13 protein-coding genes, 3 tRNA genes and 1 pseudogene are annotated in these 19,140 nt (G+C 68.6%); 11 read left to right on the top strand and 6 right to left on the bottom strand.

What is annotated here, in order from left to right:
- The first annotated feature begins 64 nt into the window (after positions 1 to 64).
- Entirely contained in the window at positions 65 to 4,093 is a 4,029-nt protein-coding gene (locus Q0Z83_RS24785) for a PAS domain S-box protein (RefSeq protein WP_317796379.1), read from the top strand.
- 25 nt (positions 4,094 to 4,118) lie between these two features.
- Entirely contained in the window at positions 4,119 to 4,370 is a 252-nt protein-coding gene (locus Q0Z83_RS24790) for a hypothetical protein (protein ID WP_317796380.1), read from the top strand.
- A 164-nt stretch (positions 4,371 to 4,534) separates the two neighbouring features.
- On the opposite strand, the pseudogene Q0Z83_RS24795 reads toward Q0Z83_RS24790, so the two are convergent.
- Positions 4,535 to 4,654, bottom strand: a pseudogene (locus Q0Z83_RS24795) (TetR/AcrR family transcriptional regulator); the annotation flags it as partial.
- The gene (locus Q0Z83_RS24800) at positions 4,641 to 5,723 is read right to left on the bottom strand and encodes an aldo/keto reductase (protein ID WP_317796381.1); all 1,083 of its coding nucleotides are present in this window, start codon (positions 5,721 to 5,723) and stop codon (positions 4,641 to 4,643) included. The gene Q0Z83_RS24800 and the pseudogene Q0Z83_RS24795, both read right to left, overlap by 14 nt.
- Positions 5,724 to 5,975: 252 nt before the next feature.
- Between Q0Z83_RS24800 and Q0Z83_RS24805 the strand changes: the two genes are divergently transcribed.
- From Q0Z83_RS24805 to Q0Z83_RS24815, 3 genes are all read left to right on the top strand, one after another.
- Positions 5,976 to 6,049: transfer RNA gene (locus tag Q0Z83_RS24805), tRNA-Trp, on the top strand.
- Between the two features lie 22 nt (positions 6,050 to 6,071).
- Positions 6,072 to 6,144: transfer RNA gene (locus tag Q0Z83_RS24810), tRNA-Gln, on the top strand.
- Positions 6,145 to 6,158: 14 nt separating this feature from the next.
- Positions 6,159 to 6,239: transfer RNA gene (locus Q0Z83_RS24815), tRNA-Tyr, on the top strand.
- Between the two features lie 144 nt (positions 6,240 to 6,383).
- Here Q0Z83_RS24815 and Q0Z83_RS24820 read toward each other — a convergent pair.
- Positions 6,384 to 7,010 carry a DUF4190 domain-containing protein gene (locus tag Q0Z83_RS24820; protein WP_317796382.1) on the bottom strand — a complete coding sequence of 209 codons (627 nt, stop codon included), beginning with the start codon at positions 7,008 to 7,010 and terminating at the stop codon, positions 6,384 to 6,386.
- Positions 7,011 to 7,327: 317 nt separating this feature from the next.
- Entirely contained in the window at positions 7,328 to 8,488 is a 1,161-nt protein-coding gene (locus tag Q0Z83_RS24825; protein WP_317796383.1) for an ROK family transcriptional regulator, read from the bottom strand.
- A 7-nt stretch (positions 8,489 to 8,495) separates the two neighbouring features.
- Between Q0Z83_RS24825 and Q0Z83_RS24830 the strand changes: the two genes are divergently transcribed.
- The 6 genes from Q0Z83_RS24830 (at position 8,496) to Q0Z83_RS24855 (ending at position 16,128) form a co-directional block, all read left to right on the top strand.
- Positions 8,496 to 9,392 carry a LacI family DNA-binding transcriptional regulator gene (locus Q0Z83_RS24830; protein WP_317796384.1) on the top strand — a complete coding sequence of 299 codons (897 nt, stop codon included), beginning with the start codon at positions 8,496 to 8,498 and terminating at the stop codon, positions 9,390 to 9,392.
- Positions 9,393 to 9,543: 151 nt separating this feature from the next.
- Entirely contained in the window at positions 9,544 to 10,851 is a 1,308-nt protein-coding gene (locus tag Q0Z83_RS24835; protein ID WP_317796385.1) for an ABC transporter substrate-binding protein, read from the top strand.
- Complete coding sequence (locus tag Q0Z83_RS24840; RefSeq protein ID WP_317796386.1) at positions 10,848 to 11,720, top strand: carbohydrate ABC transporter permease; 873 nt, start codon at positions 10,848 to 10,850, stop codon at positions 11,718 to 11,720. The genes Q0Z83_RS24835 and Q0Z83_RS24840 overlap by 4 nt, the downstream gene beginning before the upstream one ends.
- Positions 11,717 to 12,529, top strand: coding sequence for a carbohydrate ABC transporter permease (locus Q0Z83_RS24845; RefSeq protein ID WP_317796387.1), 813 nt, complete (start codon positions 11,717 to 11,719; stop codon positions 12,527 to 12,529). Before Q0Z83_RS24840 ends, Q0Z83_RS24845 begins: the two co-directional genes overlap by 4 nt.
- Positions 12,526 to 15,075, top strand: a complete 2,550-nt coding sequence (locus Q0Z83_RS24850; RefSeq protein ID WP_317796388.1) for a glycoside hydrolase family 2 protein — start codon at positions 12,526 to 12,528, stop codon at positions 15,073 to 15,075. The genes Q0Z83_RS24845 and Q0Z83_RS24850 overlap by 4 nt, the downstream gene beginning before the upstream one ends.
- A gap of 72 nt (positions 15,076 to 15,147) precedes the next feature.
- Complete coding sequence (locus tag Q0Z83_RS24855) at positions 15,148 to 16,128, top strand: glycosyl hydrolase (protein WP_317796389.1); 981 nt, start codon at positions 15,148 to 15,150, stop codon at positions 16,126 to 16,128.
- 46 nt (positions 16,129 to 16,174) lie between these two features.
- Here the strand turns inward: Q0Z83_RS24855 and Q0Z83_RS24860 are convergent, their stop codons facing one another.
- On the bottom strand, positions 16,175 to 17,707 hold the full coding sequence (locus Q0Z83_RS24860; protein WP_317796390.1) for a glucuronyl esterase domain-containing protein: 1,533 nt from the start codon (positions 17,705 to 17,707) through the stop codon (positions 16,175 to 16,177).
- Positions 17,708 to 17,905: 198 nt separating this feature from the next.
- Entirely contained in the window at positions 17,906 to 19,084 is a 1,179-nt protein-coding gene (locus tag Q0Z83_RS24865; RefSeq protein ID WP_317796391.1) for a glycosyltransferase family 4 protein, read from the bottom strand.
- Positions 19,085 to 19,140 lie beyond the last annotated feature (56 nt).

A 19,140-nucleotide genomic window follows, 5' to 3' on the forward strand; every position in this document is an offset into this window, starting at 1 on the left:
CAAAGCACTCTGAAAGTGGTAACTCAAAGAAATGCCTCCGTTCGCTGCACGGCGTACGCCTGCGATGTACCAGCTCGCAGCCGGAGCACTCGCCCTGATGCTCGGGTTCTTCGCCGGAGGATGGGGATTGACCTCGGCGGGCGCGGCGATGATCGCCATCGGTCGACTCACCCGGCCCTGGCCGCGCCGCGTCGCCCTGCTGTTTCCGCTGCTCACGATGGCCGCGGTGCCCTACAGTCCGGACGGTGCGATCGCCCTGCTGCCGCTGGCCGTCGCACAGGCGATACTGCTGGCCGGCGCGTCCCGGCCGTGGCTGCGGTTCACCAGCCAGTGCCTCGCCCTCGCCGGGTGCGCTCTCACCATCGTCGACTGTTATGCCGTACTCTTCGGCGCTGCCGACCCGAAGCAGCTCGCGCTGGCCGCCACCACGTTCCTGGTCGCGCTGGCGACCCTCGCCGACAGTCCGGACTCGGGTATGGGCCGGCTGCTCTTCGACCGCTCGGTCAGTGCGGTGCTCACCCGGCGGTTGGCCGGTTCGGCACTGATCGCGCTGCCGCTGATCGGCCTGGTGCTGATCGTCGGGCAGGAGGCCGGCCTGTACTCGCTGCCGACCCGGTTCGCGCTGATGGTCGCTGCCAACGTCACGCTGGTGACCGTCATCGGGCTGTTCACCGGCGCCCGGATGGAGGCCACCGACGCGGCCGCCCAGCGGGAGCTGCGCCAGCGCCAGGAGATGGGCAACATCCTGCACCACACGCCGACCGCGTTCTCGGTCAAAGGGCTGGACGGCCACTATCTGCTGGCGTCCGCCGCGTTCGAGAAACTGCACGGTCTCGACGAGGGGAAGGTCCTCGGGCTGGCCGACCACGACCTGCACTCGTCCGAGGAACTGGCCGAGATCGTCCGGCGGGACCGGGCCGTCCTGCAGCGCGGCGAGGCCATGACGTACGAGGACGAGATCGGTAGCCGTACCTTCGTGACCTCGATCTTCCCGATGCGCGACTGCGACGGGGAGATCATCGCGATCTGCAACGCCATCACTGAGATCACCGAGGTTCGGATCGCCGAGAGCAAGTTCAAGGGTCTGCTCGAGGCGTCGCCGGAGGCGATGCTCTGCGTCAACGCCGAGGGCCGCATCGTGCTGGCCAACAACCGGGCGCTGCAGGTCTTCCAGTACGAGCGACACGAGCTGATCGGCACCGCGGTCGAGACACTCGTGCCGGCCGCCCTGCGGGCTCGGCACATCGCGCACCGCCGCGAATACACCGCGAATCCGTCGCCGCAACGGATGGGGCACGGGATGCGGCTGTCCGCGGTCCGCAAGGACGGTACCGAGATCCCCGTCGAGATCAGCCTGGCCACCGTCGACGGCGACAACGGCACCGTGGTCTTCGCCGCCGTCCAGGACATCACCGACCGGCTCGCCCAGGCCCGGACCGACGCGCAGCTCGCCGCGATCGTCGACGCGTCCAATGACGCCATCGTCAGCAAGGACCTCGACGGCATGATCCTGACCTGGAATCCCGGCGCCGAACGCCTCTACGGCTACACCGCCGCCGAGATGATCGGCCGGGACGTCACGGTCCTGCTGCCGTCGGACCGGCCCGGCGAGGAGCAGAACATGCTGACCCGGGTCCGCCGCGGCGAGCTGATCCGGCACCACGAGACCCAGCGGGTACGGCAGGACGGCCAGACCATCTACGTGTCGCTGAGCATGGGCCCGCTGCGTGACCCGGCCGGCGTCATCATCGGCGCCTCCACCATCTCGCACGACATCACCGCGGCGGTCGAGGCCGAGCAGCGGCTTCGGGTGGAACGTGAACAGTTCCAGATGATCATGACGGCGGCCAGCGACCCGTTCGTCAGCATGGACGCCCGGGGGCGGATCACCGAGTTCAACGGCCAGGCCGAACGGCTCTCCGGCTGGCAGCGACACGAGGTGGTGGGCCGCCCGATCCTGGACATGATCCTGCCGATCCGCTACGCCGAGGGTCTGGGCCGGGTCCTCGACGGCCGGTGGGACTGGCTGCTGGACCGGCCCACCGAGATGTACGCACTGCGCTGCGACGGCGCCGAGGTGCCGATCGAACTGACCCTGTGGCGGACCGAGCGGGACGGCCGTACCACCTTCCATGCCTTCGGCCGCGACATCACCGCACGCCGGCAGACCGAGATCGCCCTCGAACAGGCCCGCGACCAGGCGATCGAGATGGCCCGGCTGAAGTCGCAGTTCCTCGCCTCGATGAGTCACGAGATCCGGACCCCGATGAACGGCGTCATCGGCCTGAGCGGGCTGCTACTGGACACCAGCCTCGACGACACCCAGCACCGGTACGCCGAGGGCATCCGCAACGCCGGGCTGGGCCTGCTGTCGGTCATCAACGACATCCTCGACTTCTCCAAACTCGAAGCCGGCAAGGTGCTGCCCGAACGCATCGACTTCGAGGTGTGGCGGCTGCTCGACGAGGTCGTCGCCCTGGTCGCCGACACCACCGGCGGCCGCGACATCACCGTGGTGGCCCGCTGCGACTCGCGCCTGTCCCAGCCGGTCAGCGGTGACGCCGGCAAGCTTCGGCAGGTGCTGCTCAACCTGCTCGGCAACGCCGTCAAGTTCACCGAACGGGGACGGATCGAGGTGACCGCGGTGCCGGTCACCGACGCCGCCGGCCCGGAGGTCCCGGTGCGGTTCGCCGTCACCGACACCGGCATCGGGATCGACCAGGACAAGCAGCGCCGGCTGTTCGAACCGTTCACCCAGGCCGACGCCAGCACCACCCGCCGCTTCGGCGGCACCGGTCTCGGCCTGGCCATCTGCCAGGAACTGGTCGCCGTCATGGGCGGCACCGTCACCGTCACCAGCCGGCCCGGTCAGGGCAGCACGTTCGCCTTCACCGTTCCGCTGAGCCCACCGGAGGATGCCACGCCCATGCACCACCCCGTCCTGGAGGGCCTGCGGGTCCTCGTCGTCACCGCTGACGACGACGAACGCCGTGAACTGCTCGACAAGCTCGGCGCCTGGTCGATGGCCGCGGTCACCGCCGAGGACGGTGGCGCCGCGGCCCGCCTGCTGATCCGCGCCGCGGCCGCCGGCCGGCCGTTCGACCTGGCCCTCTGCGACATCGGCGTGGCGGCCACCCTGGCCGGCGCCGACGTCACCCCGGCGCCGAAGATCGTGCTGATCACGACGGCCGGCAGCCCGCCACCGGACGGCAGCGGACCGGCCCTGACCAAACCGATCCGCCAGTCACAGCTGTACGACCTGCTCGTCGACGTGGTCGCCCCGGCCACCGAGCACGCCCTCGACGACATGCCGGGCAGCCTGGAGAAACAGGGGCATGTACTGCTCGTCGAGGACAACGCGATCAACCAGACGGTCGCCCTCGGCATCCTGGCCCGGCTCGGCTACAGCGCCGACGTCGCCCCTGACGGCCGGGTCGCCGTGTCGATGGCGACCACCCACGACTACCTGGCCATCTTCATGGACTGCTTGATGCCGGAGATGGACGGTTACACCGCGACCGCCGAGATCCGCCGCCGGGAGGAGCCCGGACAGCACGTCCCGATCATCGCGATGACGGCCGGCGCCATGCCCGAGGACCGGGCCCGCTGTCTGGACGTCGGCATGGACGATCATGTGGCCAAGCCGGTCATGCCGCAGGACATCGCCGACGCTCTGCGACGCTGCGCCGGTGGACGGGTGCCGACGCCCGAACCGGCCGCCAAACGCCAGATCGAACAGCGCCTGGCCCTGCTGCGCGCCGCCGCACCGAACCTGGACGACGCCGCGCTCACCGGGCTGCTGCAACGGCTGACCGCCCAGGTGCCGGCTCTCGTCGAGGACGCCTTCCAGGCCCTCGCGATGGACGACGCGACCGCCCTGCGCAACGCCGCCCATCAACTCAAGGGCGCCGCCGGTAATCTCGGCGCACAGGACCTGGCCGACGTCGCCGACCGGGTCGAACAGGCCGCCCGGGCCGGTGACCTGGACACCGCGGTGGTCGCGGTGACCGAGCTGCGGTCGGCCGCCACCGTGACCCTGGAGGCGGTCCAGGCCATCACCGGCGATCTGTCGAGAAACCCCGCAGTGCGCTGAAACCGAGATCAAGAGCAGATTCCAGATGATCGGTACGGCCATTGGCAGCAGCAACAGCACCCCACCCTGGATACCCGCGAGCAGCCCGGCCGCCGCCCGGTCGGAGTCCAGCTCGCCGGACATCTCCCCGGCCGCCTGCATGTGCCGGATCCCGTCCGCGAGCGCCGCCTGCCAGCGGCTCATCAGTCCGTCCACCACCGACTGGGCGGCCGCCGACCGGCGCCCGGTGTGCCCCATCACGATGCTGAGCGGGCAGTCGGTGCCCTGCGCCCGATAGCGTTCGATCACCCGCTCGCGCCACCGCTCCCACGCGTCCCACGACGTCAGATCGCCGAGCATCGGCTGCTGGTCGTCGAGCACCCGGTCGGCCTCGTACCGGGCCACCGCGAGCAGGAGCTGCTCCTTGCCGTCCGGGAAGTAGTGGAACAGCTGGCTCTTGCTCGTCCCGGTCCGGGCCATCACGTCCTCGAGGCGCACCTCGTCCACGCCCCGCTCCCGGATCTCGTCGGCCGCACCGGCGACGATCCGGGAACGCGTCTGCTCACCCTTACGCGTGAGCACCGTTCACCACAGGTGGAGCGTAACCGGCCGGCTTGTCCCCGATCGTGAGTCCGGGGCTGACGATCCACGACTGGTACTGCGGGGTGAACATCGAGTACGGCTTCGGCAGCGGCCAGGCGGCGGCCTCGTCCAGCAGCGCCCGCGCGTCAGCCGGGATCGTGAAGTCGAGGGCCGCCAGGTTGGCGTCGAGTTGGGCGACGGTACTCGCCCCGATCACCGCCGAGGCGACGGCCGGCTGGGTCACCGCCCAATTGAGCGCGACCTGGGCCATGCCGTGCCCCAGACCGTCCGCCACCTTCTCCAGCGCCTCGACCACCCGCCAGTCCCGGTCGCTGATCTGCGCCGCCCCGGCGAGCCGGCCCTCGCCGCTCACGCCGTCAGCGGTCCGCCGGTACTTGCCGGTCAGCAGACCGCCGCCGAGCGGGCTCCACACCGACAGGCCCATCCCGAGGGTCTGCGCCATCGGCACGAACTCCGGCTCGATCGCCCGGTCCACCAGCGAGTACGGCAGTTGCACGGTCACCATCGGGGTGAGGCCGTGCGCCTCGGCGACACTCTGGGCCCGGGCGGCGTACCAGGCCGGCACGTCGGACAGCCCCGCATACCTGATCTTCCCGGCCCGGACCAGGTCGTCGAAAGTCCGCACCACCTCCTCGACCGGGGTGATCCGGTCCCAGGTGTGCAGCAGGTAGAGATCCAGATGATCGGTGCCGAGCCGCCGCAGCGACTCGTCCAGTGCCCGGATCATGTGTTTGCGCCCGTTGCCGCCGGCGTTCGGGTCGGCCGGGTCGATGCTGTTGGTGAACTTGCCGGTCAGTACGAGCCGGTCACGCAGGCCGATGCGGGCGATCAACCGGCCGAGGATGCGCTCGCTCTCCCCCGCCGTGTAGAAGTCGGCGGTGTCGATGAAGTTGCCGCCGGCCTCCACGTACCGCCGGAAGATCGCCTCCGCCTCCTCTTCGGACCGGCCGTAAGCGGCGTGGAAGCCGCCGACGCCGAAGTTCATGGTGCCGAGAGCGAGCCGGCTGACCCGGAGCCCGGACCGGCCGAGCAGGTAGTAATCGTTCATGGGCCCGACGGTGCCTCGCCGAAAATGGACCGGCAAGTCCAGAAGACCCCAGGTCGGAAAATGGTTTGTCGCGGCCGGGCGGTCGCACTAGTGTCTCTTTCAACGAAGTGAGCCGCACCGATGGAGGAGGGTCCCGATGTACTGCTGGCAGCAGCCTTGTCACTACCCCGGACCCATCGGGAGGCGCAGCTAGCGCCCGGCTTCCACGCCGCCTCCCGGTCACGGGACGGCGGCTTTCTTCGTTTCACACTTAGGGGTGTGGCGCAATTCGGTAGCGCAGCGGCCTCCAAATCCGAAGGTTGCAGGTTCGAATCCTGTCACCCCTGCTTTCGCATTGTCCGGAACCATTCTCTCGTAGTCCAACTGGTAGTGACGCCCGGCTCTGGACCGGGAGATCCAGGTTCGAATCCTGGCGAGAGAGCTGCACCATCACACGCGGGAGCGCCGACGTTGGAGAGTCGGGGCCGGCTGTAAACCGGTTGCTTCGCTGAGCGGGTTCGAATCCCGCCTCCCGCACGCGTTTCCCGGCCTCGGTGGGTCCCCGGTGGGGCCGCCCGTCTGCAAAACGGGTCCTTCGGGCGCTCCGGTTCGACTCCGGCCCTGGCCTCGGCGGTCAGCCGTCGTGCCGTCCGGCACCGGACGGCACGACGGCGACCGGATTCACTTCATGATCGATTTGGTACGGGGTGTGACCGGCGCCGCCACGATGCACAGGACGCTGCGGTCGTCGTTCCAACCGGCCGCGTTCTCCGGGTACAGGTAGTAGATCTCCAGGTCCTCGTTCTCCGGGGTGTCGTACGGCTCGTACGCCGTACCGCATCGCTCGTCGCTCTCTTCTTCAACCGCTTTCTCGCCGGGGTAGGCGCCGGCCGGGAACCGGAAGACGTGATAGACCTCGGCCTTGTGCGGCTTGTCGCACGGCACGACAGGCATGTCGTAGACGGCGGACGACTCGTCGAGGCTGCTGATGCAGTCGCCCGGCTTGAGTTCGGTGGTCTCGACGGCCTCGATCCCGGCGGCCCTGTTCCGCATCTCGTCGAAGATGTATCCGGTGATCCCGATGATGCTGATCACCAGGGTGATGCTGGAGATGACGAGCGCGGCGACGGCGAGCCCGAACCCCTTCTGCGGCCGCCGCCGGATCTGCACCAGCGCCGAGATGCCGAGCACGAAGCCGAGAATCGTGCCGAGGCCGAGCCCGCCGCAGATGCTGGCCACCAGCGCGCCGATCGCGAGCCCGTTGGGCCCGGACGCCACCATCGGCTGCGGGCCCTGAAACGTCCCCAACTGGGCCGGTCCGCCGAACGGCGACGGAGCACCGAAGGCCGCCGGGCTCCCATAGGGCCCCGGGCTCCCGTACGGCGGCGGACTACCGTACGGCGCCGCACCGGCGTAGGGGGCCGGGCCACCGTAAGGCATGTCACTGGCGGCGTAGGGCGGATGGCCCCCGTAGGGCGGAGGCGCGGCGGCGTATGGCGAAGGCTCGGCCGGCGGCTGAGTGGGATCAGGGGGAACCTGGTTGTGCACGGTCGCACGTTAATTGCGAGCGCGGCTCACGTCACGTCCATATCGATCTCGACTTGACATCGGCACCGATCCGGGGATCAGGCGGGCGGCGTGTTGGTGTGTCCGGGCGCGACCGACGCCTGAACCACGAGCGCGGCCGCACCGATGCTGGCGGCGTCGCGCGGCTGGGCGGACAACTCGACCACCACCGGGTGCCGCTGCCGAGCATGCGCGGTGCGTTCCAGGTGGGCCCGCAACCGGCGGGCGTGGATGGCCCCGGCCAGGGCGACGCCGGGGCCGGTGAGCACGACACGCCCCAGGTCGAGCAGGTTGACCATGGACGTGACGGCGACGGCGAGATGCCCGGCGGCCCGATCGAGCAGATCGAAGGCCACCGCATCACCGTGTACGGCAGCCCGCGCGACCGTGTCGTAGGCGCTGGAGACGGTCGCCGCCGGATCGAGCCGGAGCCGGCCGTCGGCCCGGGCCGCGTCGACCACCGCCGCCATCGACGCGTAGCGCTCCACGCAGCCCCGGTTTCCGCAGGGGCAGGGCAGCCCGGCGTAGTCGATCGACATGTGCCCGAGCTCACCCGCGTCGAAGCTCGCCCCGCGGAACAGCGCCCCGCCGAAGACGAGCCCCGCCCCGATGCCGCCGGCTAGATAGACGCACCCGAACGCCTGCTCCCGGGAGACCCGCCGGCTCCAGAACTCACCGAGCGCGGCCGCGGCGGCGTCGTTCTCCACCATCACCGGCAGGCCCAGCCGATCGGCGAGTTCCGCCCGCAGGGCGTGCAGGTCAGGGGCTTCCGGACCGCCCGGGTACGGCGTGGGCGCCACGATCGCGAGCCCCTCGACCCGGTCGCGGGGCAGGTCCAGCCCGGCCGTGAAGTCGTCGAACTGCCCGGCCAGCCGGTCGGCCGGCTGGCGCGGCACCACCTCACGCCCGACCACACCACCGGTCAGGTCGACGGCGACGCAGGTGACCGTGTCCGGCCCGAGGTGGAACCCGATCCCGAACCGGAACGCCTGCTTGATCGAGATCAGCTTGCGGGGCTTGCCGCGGATCGAGTCGGCCGAGCCCACCTCGTGGATGATCCCGTCGGCGATCAGGTCGCGGACGATGTTGGAGATCGACGGCTGGGTGAGGCCGGTGAGATCGGCCAGCTCGACCCGGCTGATCGCAGCCGCGGAGCGGATCACGTCGACGACGAGGGCCCGGCTGCCCGGTCCGGCGGCGGGCGTTTCGCGACGTGCCATCGAGGTAGTGTCTCCGAGTCTCGTGCCGACAGCGACACCCTACCTGGAGGAATCGGTGCCCAAGGCGTCCCGTCGGGTCGGTCTGGTGCTGGAGCGCGCGGCGCAGGTGCTCGGCGAGGAGCCGTATTACCACGAGTTCCTGGAGGGACTGGAGCGGGTCCTGACGCCGGCCGGGGTGTCGGTGCTGGTGCAGGTGGTTACCGACCGGGCGGCCGAGACCGCGACCTACGAGCGGTGGGCGGCGCAGGCGCGGGTGGACGGTGTGGTGCTGGTCGACCTGGGGCCGGACGACGAACGGGTCGAGCTGGTCGCACGGCTCGGGCTGCCGGCCGTGGTGCTCGGCGACCCGTCGACCGCGCAGGGTCTGCCGACGGTGTGGACCGACGACGCCGGGTTCGCCCGGGAGGCGGTCGGCTACCTGGCCGGGCTCGGGCATCGGGTGGCCGGGCACGTCACCGGGCCGCCGGCGTTCGCGCACACCCAACTGCGACGCGGCGGGTTGCAGGCCGAGGCGGTCGAGCGCGGCATGACGCTGCTGGTGGCCGAGGGCGATTATTCGTACGACGGAGGCCGCGCGGCCGCCTTGCGGTTGTTGACCACCCATGCCGTACGGCCGACGGCGATCGTCTTCGACAACGACGTGATGGCGCTCGCCGGGCTCGAAGCCGCCGCCGAATGCGGTCTGAAAGTGCCGGCCGACCTGTCCGTCGTCGCGTGGGACGACTCCCCGCAGTGCCAGCTCGCGGTCCCGGCCCTGTCGGCGATGAGCCACGACGTGGAGCGGATCGGCGAGCTGGCCGCGCAGGCGGTGTTGGCCGCGATGGCGGGCGCTCCGGCCGAGGTCTACCAGGCGTCGCCCGCCCACATCGTGGTGCGCTCGAGCACTCAAGCCCCCGCCTCCTGACGCTGTTCCAGGGCTGGGCTCACGTCGCCCTCCGACTACATAAATTATTAATTTAACCTTGACGTGGCCGCAACAGGGGCACCAAGCTGTGCCCTCAACGGGCGGCCGTCACATCCGCTCGGGTCGATCAGATGACGAACGGATGAGCGCGATGACTGATAGAAGGCGATTCCTCGGGTTCGGTGCGGCGGCCGTGCTGGCGCTGGCCACCGGCTGCACCGGCGGCGCGTCCGAACCGGGGCCGGCCGACTTCTCCGGCCAGATCACCGGGGACATCACGGTGCTGACCAACCGCACCGACCTGGCCACCACCGCCCTGCCCGAGTACGCGAAGAAATTCCAGGCCGAGTACCCCGGAACGAAAGTGACCTTCGAGCCGGTCACCAACTACGAGGGCGACGTCACCACCCAGCTCAGCTCCGGCGAATACGGCGACGTGCTACTCATTCCCAACACCGTCGCCGTCGACCAACTCGGACAGTTCTTCGAACCGCTCGGCACGATCGACGAGATCCGCGCCGAGTATCGATTCGCCGACGAGAAGGCGTACGACGGCAAGGTCTACGGGTTGTCCCTCGGCGGTGTCGCCAACGGTTTCGTGGTCAACAAGCGGATCTGGGCGCAGGCCGGAATCACCGCGCCGCCGAAGACGCCCGACGAGTTCCTGGCCGGCCTGAAAGCCGTCGACGAGAAGACCGACGCCATCCCGTTCTACACCAACTACAAGGACGGCTGGCCGCTCAGTTTCTGGAACAGCCAGCGCGCCGTTCTCGGGAAGGCCGACGCCAACGAGACGTTCCCGGCGGACCCGAATCCGTGGCAGCCCGGGAAGATCCAGCACATCACCGACGGGCTGCTGTTCGACATCGTGCACGGCAAGCTCAGCGAACCGGATCCGCTCACCACCAACTGGGAAGGGTCCAAACCGATGCTCGGCACCGGCAAGGTCGCCTCGATGCTGCTCGGCTCGTGGGCCCTACCGCAGATGCGGGACGCCGCCAAGGCCGCCGGTTCGGATCCGGCCGACATCGTGTTCTGGCCGTTCCCCTATCAGACCGACGGGAAGTTCCACGCCCGCATCGAAGGCGACTACAAGGGCGCCGTCAGCAAGACCAGTAGGAACAAGGCGACCGCCAAAGCCTGGCTGGAATGGTTCGTCACCGAATCCGGGTTCGCCGCCGACCAGCAGTCCATTCCCCCGGCCGTCGACCAGGAACTGCCCGCCGCGCTCAAGGACTTCCAGGCCACCGGTGTCGAATTGATGGAGCTTCCGGCCGCCACCACCAACAGCGGCAAGGAGGACCAGATCATGAAGTCCTCCGAGATCGACCTGACCGGGAACATCTACCGGCAGAAACTCGTCGACATCGCACGCGGCGCCGCCGACGGTGACAAGGACTCCTACTTCGCCGAACTGAACAAGCGGTGGAGCGAGGCACAGTCGCAGGTCATGAAGTGACACTCGGGCAACGCCGCTGGATGCCGTGGCTCTATCTGCTCCCGGCGCTCGGGCTGCTGATCACCTTCACCTACGTGCCGGTCGGCAACATGCTGCTCTACAGCTTCACCTCGTGGGACGGCCTGGACGTCACCATGGAACCGGCCGGGCTCGACAACTACGTGCGGGTGTTCACCGACGAACGATACTGGCGGGTCTTCCTGGTCAGCGGCTACTACTTCGCCGCCTCGTTCGTGCAGATCGCGATCGCCCTGTACTTCGCGGTCATCCTGTCCTTCGAGACCCGCTTCCGGAACCTGTTCAAAGGGATCCTGTTCTTCCCGTACCTGCTCAACGGGGTCGCGGTTGGTTTCGTCTTCCTCTATCTCTTCCAGCCCGGCGGAACGCTCGACACGGTTCTGGGCGGAATCGGTCTCGGCGAGCACACCCGGTTCTGGCTGGGCGACCCGGACGTCGCGAACATCTCGCTGGCCGGCACCTCGGTGTGGCGATTCACCGGCCTGAGTTTCGTGCTCTTCCTCGGGGCGATCCAGTCGATTCCCGGCGAGGTCTACGAGGCCGCGGAAATCGACGGGGCCGGGCGGTGGCACCAGTTCCGGCACATCATCGTGCCCGGGATCCGCCGGATCATCAGCCTCTCGTTCATTCTCGCGATCTCCGGCAGCCTGTCGGTCTTCGAGATCCCGTTCATCATGACCGGCGGCGCGAACGGCACCCGCACGTTCGTCGTCCAGGCCTACGAGACCGCGTTCCAGTTCCGGCAGATCGGTCTCGCGTCGGCGATGGCCGTGGTGCTGCTGATCGTCGTCCTGATCGTGACGTGGGTGCAGCGCCGGCTCGTCCCCGACGAGGAGGTGCAGCTGACGTGAAGGCGTTCGCCAAATACCTGTCCCTGGTGGCCATGTCGGTGGTAGTGCTGCTACCGCTGACCGTGCTGTTCTTCGCGGCGTTCAAGACCCACGCCGAATACAGCGCGACCGGGCCACTCACCCCACCGTCGAACTGGCTCAACTTCGACAATTTCGCCACCGCCTGGTCGGAGGGGCGGATGCTGCTCGGGTTCTGGAACACCACGGTCATCCTGGCCGTCTCGTTGACCGGGACGATCCTGGTCGGAACCCTCGCCGCCTACGCCATCAACCGGTTCGAATTCCCGTTCAAGCGTCTCGTTCTCGGTTCGTTCCTGGTGGCCGCGCTCGTTCCCGGGGTGACCACACAGGTCGCGACATACCAGATCGTCAAATCGATGGGCCTGGTCAACACCTCCGGTTCGGCGATCGTGCTGTTCCTCGGCACCGACATCATCTCGGTCTACATCTTCCTGCAGTTCATGCAGTCCATTCCGCCGAGCCTCGACCAGGCCGCGATGATCGACGGCGCGTCCCGCTTCACCGTCTACCGACGGATCGTGCTGCCACTGATGAAACCGGCCATCGCCACGGTGGCCATCATCAAGGGAATAGCGATCTACAACGAGTTCTACATCCCGTTCCTGTATCTGCGCTCCCCCGATCTGGGAGTCATCTCCACGGCCCTGTTCCGCTTCAAGGGCCCATACGGAGCGCAGTGGGAGACCATCGCCGCCTGCACCATGATCGTCATCCTCCCCACGGTCGTGATCTTCCTGCTGCTGCAGCGGCTCATCTACAACGGCATCACCGCGGGAGCAACCAAATGATCAAATCCCTCAGCGGTACGTGGACCCTGCGCCCCACCAGCCCGAACATCCCGGCGTCCACCATGGACACCTCGGCTTTCCTGGACATTCCGGCGGTCGTGCCCGGGTGTGTGCACACCGACCTGCTCGCCGCCGGCTTGATCCCGGACCCGTTCCTCGACGACAACGAGTTGAAGGTCGCCTGGGTAGGTCGCACCGACTGGACCTACAGCCGCCCGATCAGCTGGGACGGCCCCGCCCACGACCAGATCGACCTCGTCTTCGACGGCCTGGACACGGTCGCCCGCATCGAGATCGACGGCCACCTGGTCGGCGAGACCCGAAACATGCACCGCTCCTACCGCTTCAACGTGACCGAGGCCCTGAAAAGGCCGAAACCCGCCCAAAACACCGCAGTCCCCGCCGCGGCGGGCGGTGACGACGCGGGCGGCGAGCGGATGCTGAGTGTGCACTTCACCTCGGCCTATACCGAGGCGGAGCGGGTGCGGGAACTGGTCGGGCCGAGGCCCAACGCGTATCCGGAGCCGTTTCAGTTCATCCGCAAGATGGCGTGCAGCTTCGGCTGGGACTGGGGGCCGACGCTCGTCACCGCGGGCATCTGGCGCGGGGTCCACCTTGACGGATGGAGCATCGCGCGGCTCGCTACGGTTCGGCCGCTCGCCACCTACAGCGGTGGTGTCGGCCGGCTCGACCTGACGGCCGACATCGAGCGCACCCGGGATCGGCCGCTACGGGCGCGCGTCCTGGTGGACGACCGCGAGATCGCGGTGGTGGACGTTCCGGCCGGGCAGAACAACCTGCATGCGCGGGTCGATGTGCCTGGTGTGACGCCGTGGAGTCCGGTCGGCCACGGCGAGCCCGCCCTGTACATGTTGACGGTCATATTGACTGATGTTGACGACGGCACTGAGCTTGACCGCTATCAACAGTTGACGGGATTCCGCAGCGTCAACATTGATTCCAGTCAAGATGAGGCGGGTACGCGGTTCGTCGTTCACGTCAACGGTGCGCCCGTGCTGATCAAGGGTGTCAACTGGATCCCGGACGACATCTTCCCGTCCCGCATGACACGGGAACGCTATGAACTGCGGCTCCGTGAAGCGGTCGCGGCCGGGGTCAACCTGATCCGGGTCTGGGGTGGCGGCATCTATGAGGACCGCGACTTCTACGAACTGTGCGACCGGCTCGGGTTGATGGTCTGGCAGGACTTCCTGTTCGCCTGTGCCTGCTATCCGGAAGAGGAGCCGATCCGGTCGGAGGTCCTCGCCGAGGCACGTGACAACGTGCTCCGCCTGTCCCCGCATCCGAGCCTGATCACCTGGAACGGCAACAACGAGAACCTGTGGCTGCGCGGCGCACACGGCTGGACCGACGACCCGGGCGGTGACCGGAGCTGGGGCGAGGCCTATTACTTGTCGCTACTGCCGGACCTGCTGTCCGAGTTGGATCCGTCGCGGCCCTACCAGGCAGGCAGCCCGTGGTCCGGGTCCTGGGAGCACGAGCCGAACGATCCGGCGCATCAGACGTTCCACTCGTGGGAGGTCTGGAACCGTCAGGACTACCTGCACTATCGCGACAGCGCGCCGCGGTTCGTGGCCGAGTTCGGGTGGCAGGGACCGCCGGCGTGGCGCACGCTGCGCGACGCGGTCTCCGACGAGCCGATCCGGCCGGACTCGCCGGGAGTACTGCACCACCAGAAGGCCGAGGACGGCAACGGCAAGCTCGCGCGCGGTCTGGCCCCGCACTTTCCGGCGCCGTCCACGGTGGAGGTCTGGCACTATCTGACCCAGCTGAATCAGGTGCGGGCCGTGCGTACCGGAATCGAGCATTGGCGTTCGTTCTGGCCGCACACCGCCGGGACCATTCTGTGGCAGCTCAACGACCTGTGGCCGGTCACGTCGTGGGCGGCGATCGACGGCGCGGGCCGGTACAAGCCGTTGTACTTCGCGCTCCGCGAGATGTACGCCGAGCGCGCCCTCACCATTCAGCCCCGCGACGGCGGCCTGGTCGTGGCGGTCCTCAACGACTCCCCGCACCCGTGGACCGGCATCCTCCAGATCAACGAGGCCGACGTCGAGGTCTCCGCACCGCCGCGCTCGGTCGCCCTGATTCCGGTGCCGGCCGACATCAGCGGCGATGCGGCGAGGGTCGACGGCGAGGGAGACCCGGCGCCGAACGGCGGCGGTCCGATCGTCGCCGAGATGGACGGAACCCGAGCGCTCTGGTTCGCCGACGAGGCTCGGTCCGATGCCGCGAGGCAGGTCACCGCGGACATGGTGTTCGGCGGGGATCCCGGGCTGACCGTCTCGGCTGAGGTCGTTCCCGGTGGGCTGGACGTTCAGGTGCATGCCACCGGCCTGGCCCGGGATGTGCTGCTGCAACCCGATCGCATCCATCCGGAAGCCGTCGTCGATCGCGGCTTCACCACTCTGCTGCCCGGCGAGTCCACCGTCTTCGCCGTGCGGGCCCGGGTCGAGCTCGACCCGGGCTCGATCAAGGCGCCGTGGGTGCTGACCGATCTCTGGTCGGCGCTCCGGCACGACTGAAAGAAGAAGTACGGCACGACCGAAAGAAGCACGACCGAAGGAAGCACGACTGGAAGAAGGAGGTAACACCCCGTGCGAGTCCCCCTGGCGATCGGTGCGGCGCTGCTGCTCGGCGCCGCCCTGCTCCCCGTCCCCGCAACCGCCTTCCCGGCGACGAGTAAGACCACCGTCCTCAACTATCTGCGGTCGATCACCGGCAACAAGATCGTCTCCGGTCAGCACAACAAGGAACCGGCGAGTTCCCCCGGCCAGTACACCAAGCAGGTGTACGACGTCACCGGACAGTGGCCGGGCCTCTGGGGCGGCGACATGATGTTCCGTGCCGACGACGTCGGCAACCGCCAGCGCGTCGTGGACCAGGCCAGACAGGAGTGGGCCAACGGTTCGCTGGTGGCGCTGACGTGGCACGCCTGTTCGCCGACCGTGGGTCGGACATGCGAGTTCGAGGGTGGTGTGAAGACGCAGATCTCGAACGCCCAGTTCCAGCAGATCGTCACCGGCGGCACCGCGCTCAACCAGACGTGGCGCAGCCGGATGGCCGAGGTCGTGCCCTATCTGCGGCAACTGCGCGACGCCGGGGTGCCGGTGCTGTGGCGCCCGTTCCACGAGATGAACGAGACGTGGAACTGGTGGGGCGGCCGGTCCGGCGCGAACGGCGGCGCGAAGATCTACCAGCAGATGAAGGACTACTTCGACAGCCAGGGCCTGACCAACCTGATCTGGGTGTGGAACGTGCAGGACAACCCGGCGGGCGGATGGTCGGGCTACTACCCGGGTGCGAGTTACGTCGATGTGGTGTCGCTCGACGTCTGGTACAAGGGTCACCCGTCGGCCGGCGACTACCAGCAGATGCAGACGATCGCGGCGGGCAAGCCGATCGCGATCGCCGAGATGGGCAAGGTGCCGAACGCCGCGCTGCTGACGAGCCAGACGCGGTGGGCGTACTTCATGGTGTGGTCTGAGCAGTTGCGCGGCGGCAACAGCAACGCCGAGATCCAGGCGGCGTACTTCCATCCCCGGGTCTTGAATCAGGGTGAGCTCGTCCTGCCGTAGGTATACGCCGGTGCGGCCGGGGATCACCCGGCCGCACCGGCCCCCTCTACCCGGTAATGCAGGAGACGATGCGCGGGCGGGCGGAGCTGTTCCCGTTCATCATCGTCGTGAAGCCGAACGTGTTGCCGCTGCCGTTGGGGCGGACGGTCAGCGTGCTTCCGCTCGACGTGAAGCTGCCGCTCCAGGTGGTGGTGACCTGCTGCGGTGCGGTGACGGCGACGGTCACCGTCCAGCCGGTACTGCCGGACACCGTGACGGACGTGTTGTAGCGGTCACCCCAGACGGTTCCCGGGGTGATGGTGGCGGAGCAACCTCCCGAAGACGGCGGCGGCGAGGACGTCGGCGGTGACGTCGGGCCTCCGCTCAGGTTCGGGGTCGACCACGAGCGCCACTGCGACAGGTCGCCCTGCTTGCGGCTCGAGATCCGGAACGTACCCGTGCTGCTCCCGGTCTTGAGAAGGAACTTCTGGATGTTCTCCTGGAGCGGGCCGCGCCATTCGCTGCGGGAGGCGCAGTGGGTGCCGTCGCTGACGTCGGACCAGTAGCTGATGTTGCCGCCGACGCCGAGGGCCTTGTAGATCTCCGCCCCGCCGAGCGCGGCCACGCTGCCGGATCGGGCGGCGAGCCAGTCGACGTGCGGGTTCTCCATGATGAACAGTCCACGCGGCGCGACCAGCCCGACGAGTTCGTGGGTGTCGACGGGCAGGCTGTTCGGGTTGCCGGTGTAGGAGCTGAACGCGTCACCGAGCCACGGCTGCTCGTTGTAGGCGCTGCTCAGCGGTTGGGCGCCGGATTCGCCCGGCACACCGCGCAGAAGGGGTACGCCCGCGGTACCCGACTCGATCGGCATGGTGAGGGCGAGCCGTTGGTCGAAGGCCCCGGCCGCGAAGGCGCCCTTGCCGTAGCGGGAGCAGCCGGTGACACCGAGCGAGTCGGCGCGCAGGATCGACCCGCCGGCCTGCTCGATGACGTCGATGATCCGGCTGACGCCCCAGGCCCAGGCCATCAGGATGCCGGTGCCGCTGTTCGAGCCGTAGAGCGTGTAGAACGCGCCCTGCTTGTTCGCCCGGCCGGTGCCTTCCTTGCCGACGGCGAGCGGGTCGAAACTGATCACCGCGGCGCCGGCGTTGCGGATGGTGGTGGTGTCGGCGCCGAAACCTCCGAAGACCACGACCGCGGGGTACGGCGCGCTGCCGGTCGTGGGCAGCTGGACGCTCGCCGAGAAGCTCGCGGTCCGGCCCTGATCGGTGACGTTGACGTTGATCGACGACGTGCTGACGGTGCCGGTGACGGTGGACGGACGGGCGGGTTTCTGGCCGTACACATGACGCTCGGCCATCTCGCGGATCTCGGCGCGGCGGCATCGCCAGTCGCCTGTGGTGGTGATGCGGGTGCCGTCGATGCGGGTGAACGGGTCGGGGAGCTGGGCGGTGCCGGTGTTGGGTGAGCCGGCGACCGGGCAGTCGGCGCCGTCGTCCTCGACGGCCGCGTGGGCGGTGGTGGGAACGGCGAACACGATCGCGGCGGCGCCGAGGACGGACACCGCGATCATGGTCGCTCTCGTGCGGAGCTGTGTCACGGGGGAAGCTCCTTCCTGGGGACGGGGAGAGCGATGGCCGTGACGTTACGAAGATGTATCGGTGAATTCAAGTGCGTGAATTCGTATACGCGCCCGGAACCCGAACTGAAACTTTCGCCATTCGGCAGAAGTTCCAAGGCACAAAAAAGATCAACGCCGGCCCCGGCGGGGCTCGGCGCTGATCGCGGTCGGGGCGGATTACCTGGCGGCGAGTTCCCTCGATACTCGCTGGAACAGGTCGTCCCACTGGGCGGCGATGACGGGCATCTCGTAGCCGGCGGCGGTCGCCTTGGCCGCCGCGCCGAAGGCCGCCCGATCGGCCGGGCTGTCGATCATGCGGGACAGCCCGTCGGCCAGGCCGGGCACGTCCTCAGCCGGGATGAGCAGACCGTTCACCTCGTCCTGGACCACGTCGGCCGGGCCGGTCGGGCAGTCGAAGGACACCACCGGCAGGCCGGTGCCCATCGCCTCGAGGAGCACCATCGGCAGGCCCTCCTTGCGGGAGGACAGCACGAAGATCGACGACTTGGCGAACTCGGCGTCCAGGGTGCGCGACATCCCGCGGAGTTTGACCACGTCACCGAGGCCGTGCTCGGCGATCTGCTCGGCCAGCTTCGGGCGCAGCTTGCCCTCGCCGAAGATGTGCAACCGCCAGTCCGGGTGTCGTTCGTGGACCCGCACCCATGCCTCGATCAGCAGGTCGAAGCCCTTCTGCCGGAACAGCCGACCGGCCGCCACCACGACCTTCGCCCGGTCACCCTCGGGCGCCGCCTCGCGGGGCGGGATGCCGTTCGGGATGCGGGTCAGGTTGACCGTGTCGCCGACCGCCGCCCGGTACGACTCCAGGTCGGCGTGGGTCAGCACGGTCACCGCGTCGAGCCGGGGGTAGGCGCGGACGATCTGGGCCTGCAGGTTCGGCTTGTAGCTGCTGAAGTTCATATGGTCCTGACCGATCCTGATCAGGCGACGCGGGCCGAACCAGGCGGACAGCAGATTCAGCGCGGGCCGGGTGCTGATCAGGATCCCGTCCCGCTGCGCCCGCATGTACCGGATGATCTTCAGGTCGACCATCGGGTCCCACCTGTTGTACCGGAAGTCGTTGCCGTGCGGCAGCGGGTTGGGCAGCATCCGGGTCCGGCGCAGCAGCCGGCGGCGGCGATCCGGCTTGCCGGTCCATCGTGAGCCGTCGTTACGCAGGCCGGTGACCGAGACCAGCCGGACCCGCGGATCGAGCGGGAAGGCCGGGGTCTCCGCGGTCCGGTACACGCTGGCGATCTCGACGTCGTGGGTGGCGCACAACGCGTTGGCCTGATTGAAGACCGTACGGATCGTGCCACCGACCCCGTACGCGTTGTGGAGGAGGTACCTGATCTTCACGGGCACAACCTAGATACCGCTGTCAATCAGCTGTACGCGGCCGAATAGTCCCCGGC

Source organism: Actinoplanes sichuanensis (assembly GCF_033097365.1).
Lineage (GTDB): Bacteria > Actinomycetota > Actinomycetes > Mycobacteriales > Micromonosporaceae > Actinoplanes > Actinoplanes sichuanensis.

What these genes read in the sequence shown, in the direction of transcription:
- Q0Z83_RS24850 (WP_317796388.1), top strand. Translation starts at nt 12,526, where the DNA reads ATGATCAAATCCCTCAGCGGTACGTGGACCCTGCGCCCCACCAGCCCG.
- Q0Z83_RS24825 (WP_317796383.1), bottom strand. Translation starts at nt 8,488, where the DNA reads ATGGCACGTCGCGAAACGCCCGCCGCCGGACCGGGCAGCCGGGCCCTC.
- Q0Z83_RS24785 (WP_317796379.1), top strand. Translation starts at nt 65, where the DNA reads ATGTACCAGCTCGCAGCCGGAGCACTCGCCCTGATGCTCGGGTTCTTC.
- Q0Z83_RS24800 (WP_317796381.1), bottom strand. Translation starts at nt 5,723, where the DNA reads ATGAACGATTACTACCTGCTCGGCCGGTCCGGGCTCCGGGTCAGCCGG.
- Q0Z83_RS24835 (WP_317796385.1), top strand. Translation starts at nt 9,544, where the DNA reads ATGACTGATAGAAGGCGATTCCTCGGGTTCGGTGCGGCGGCCGTGCTG.
- Q0Z83_RS24790 (WP_317796380.1), top strand. Translation starts at nt 4,119, where the DNA reads ATGATCGGTACGGCCATTGGCAGCAGCAACAGCACCCCACCCTGGATA.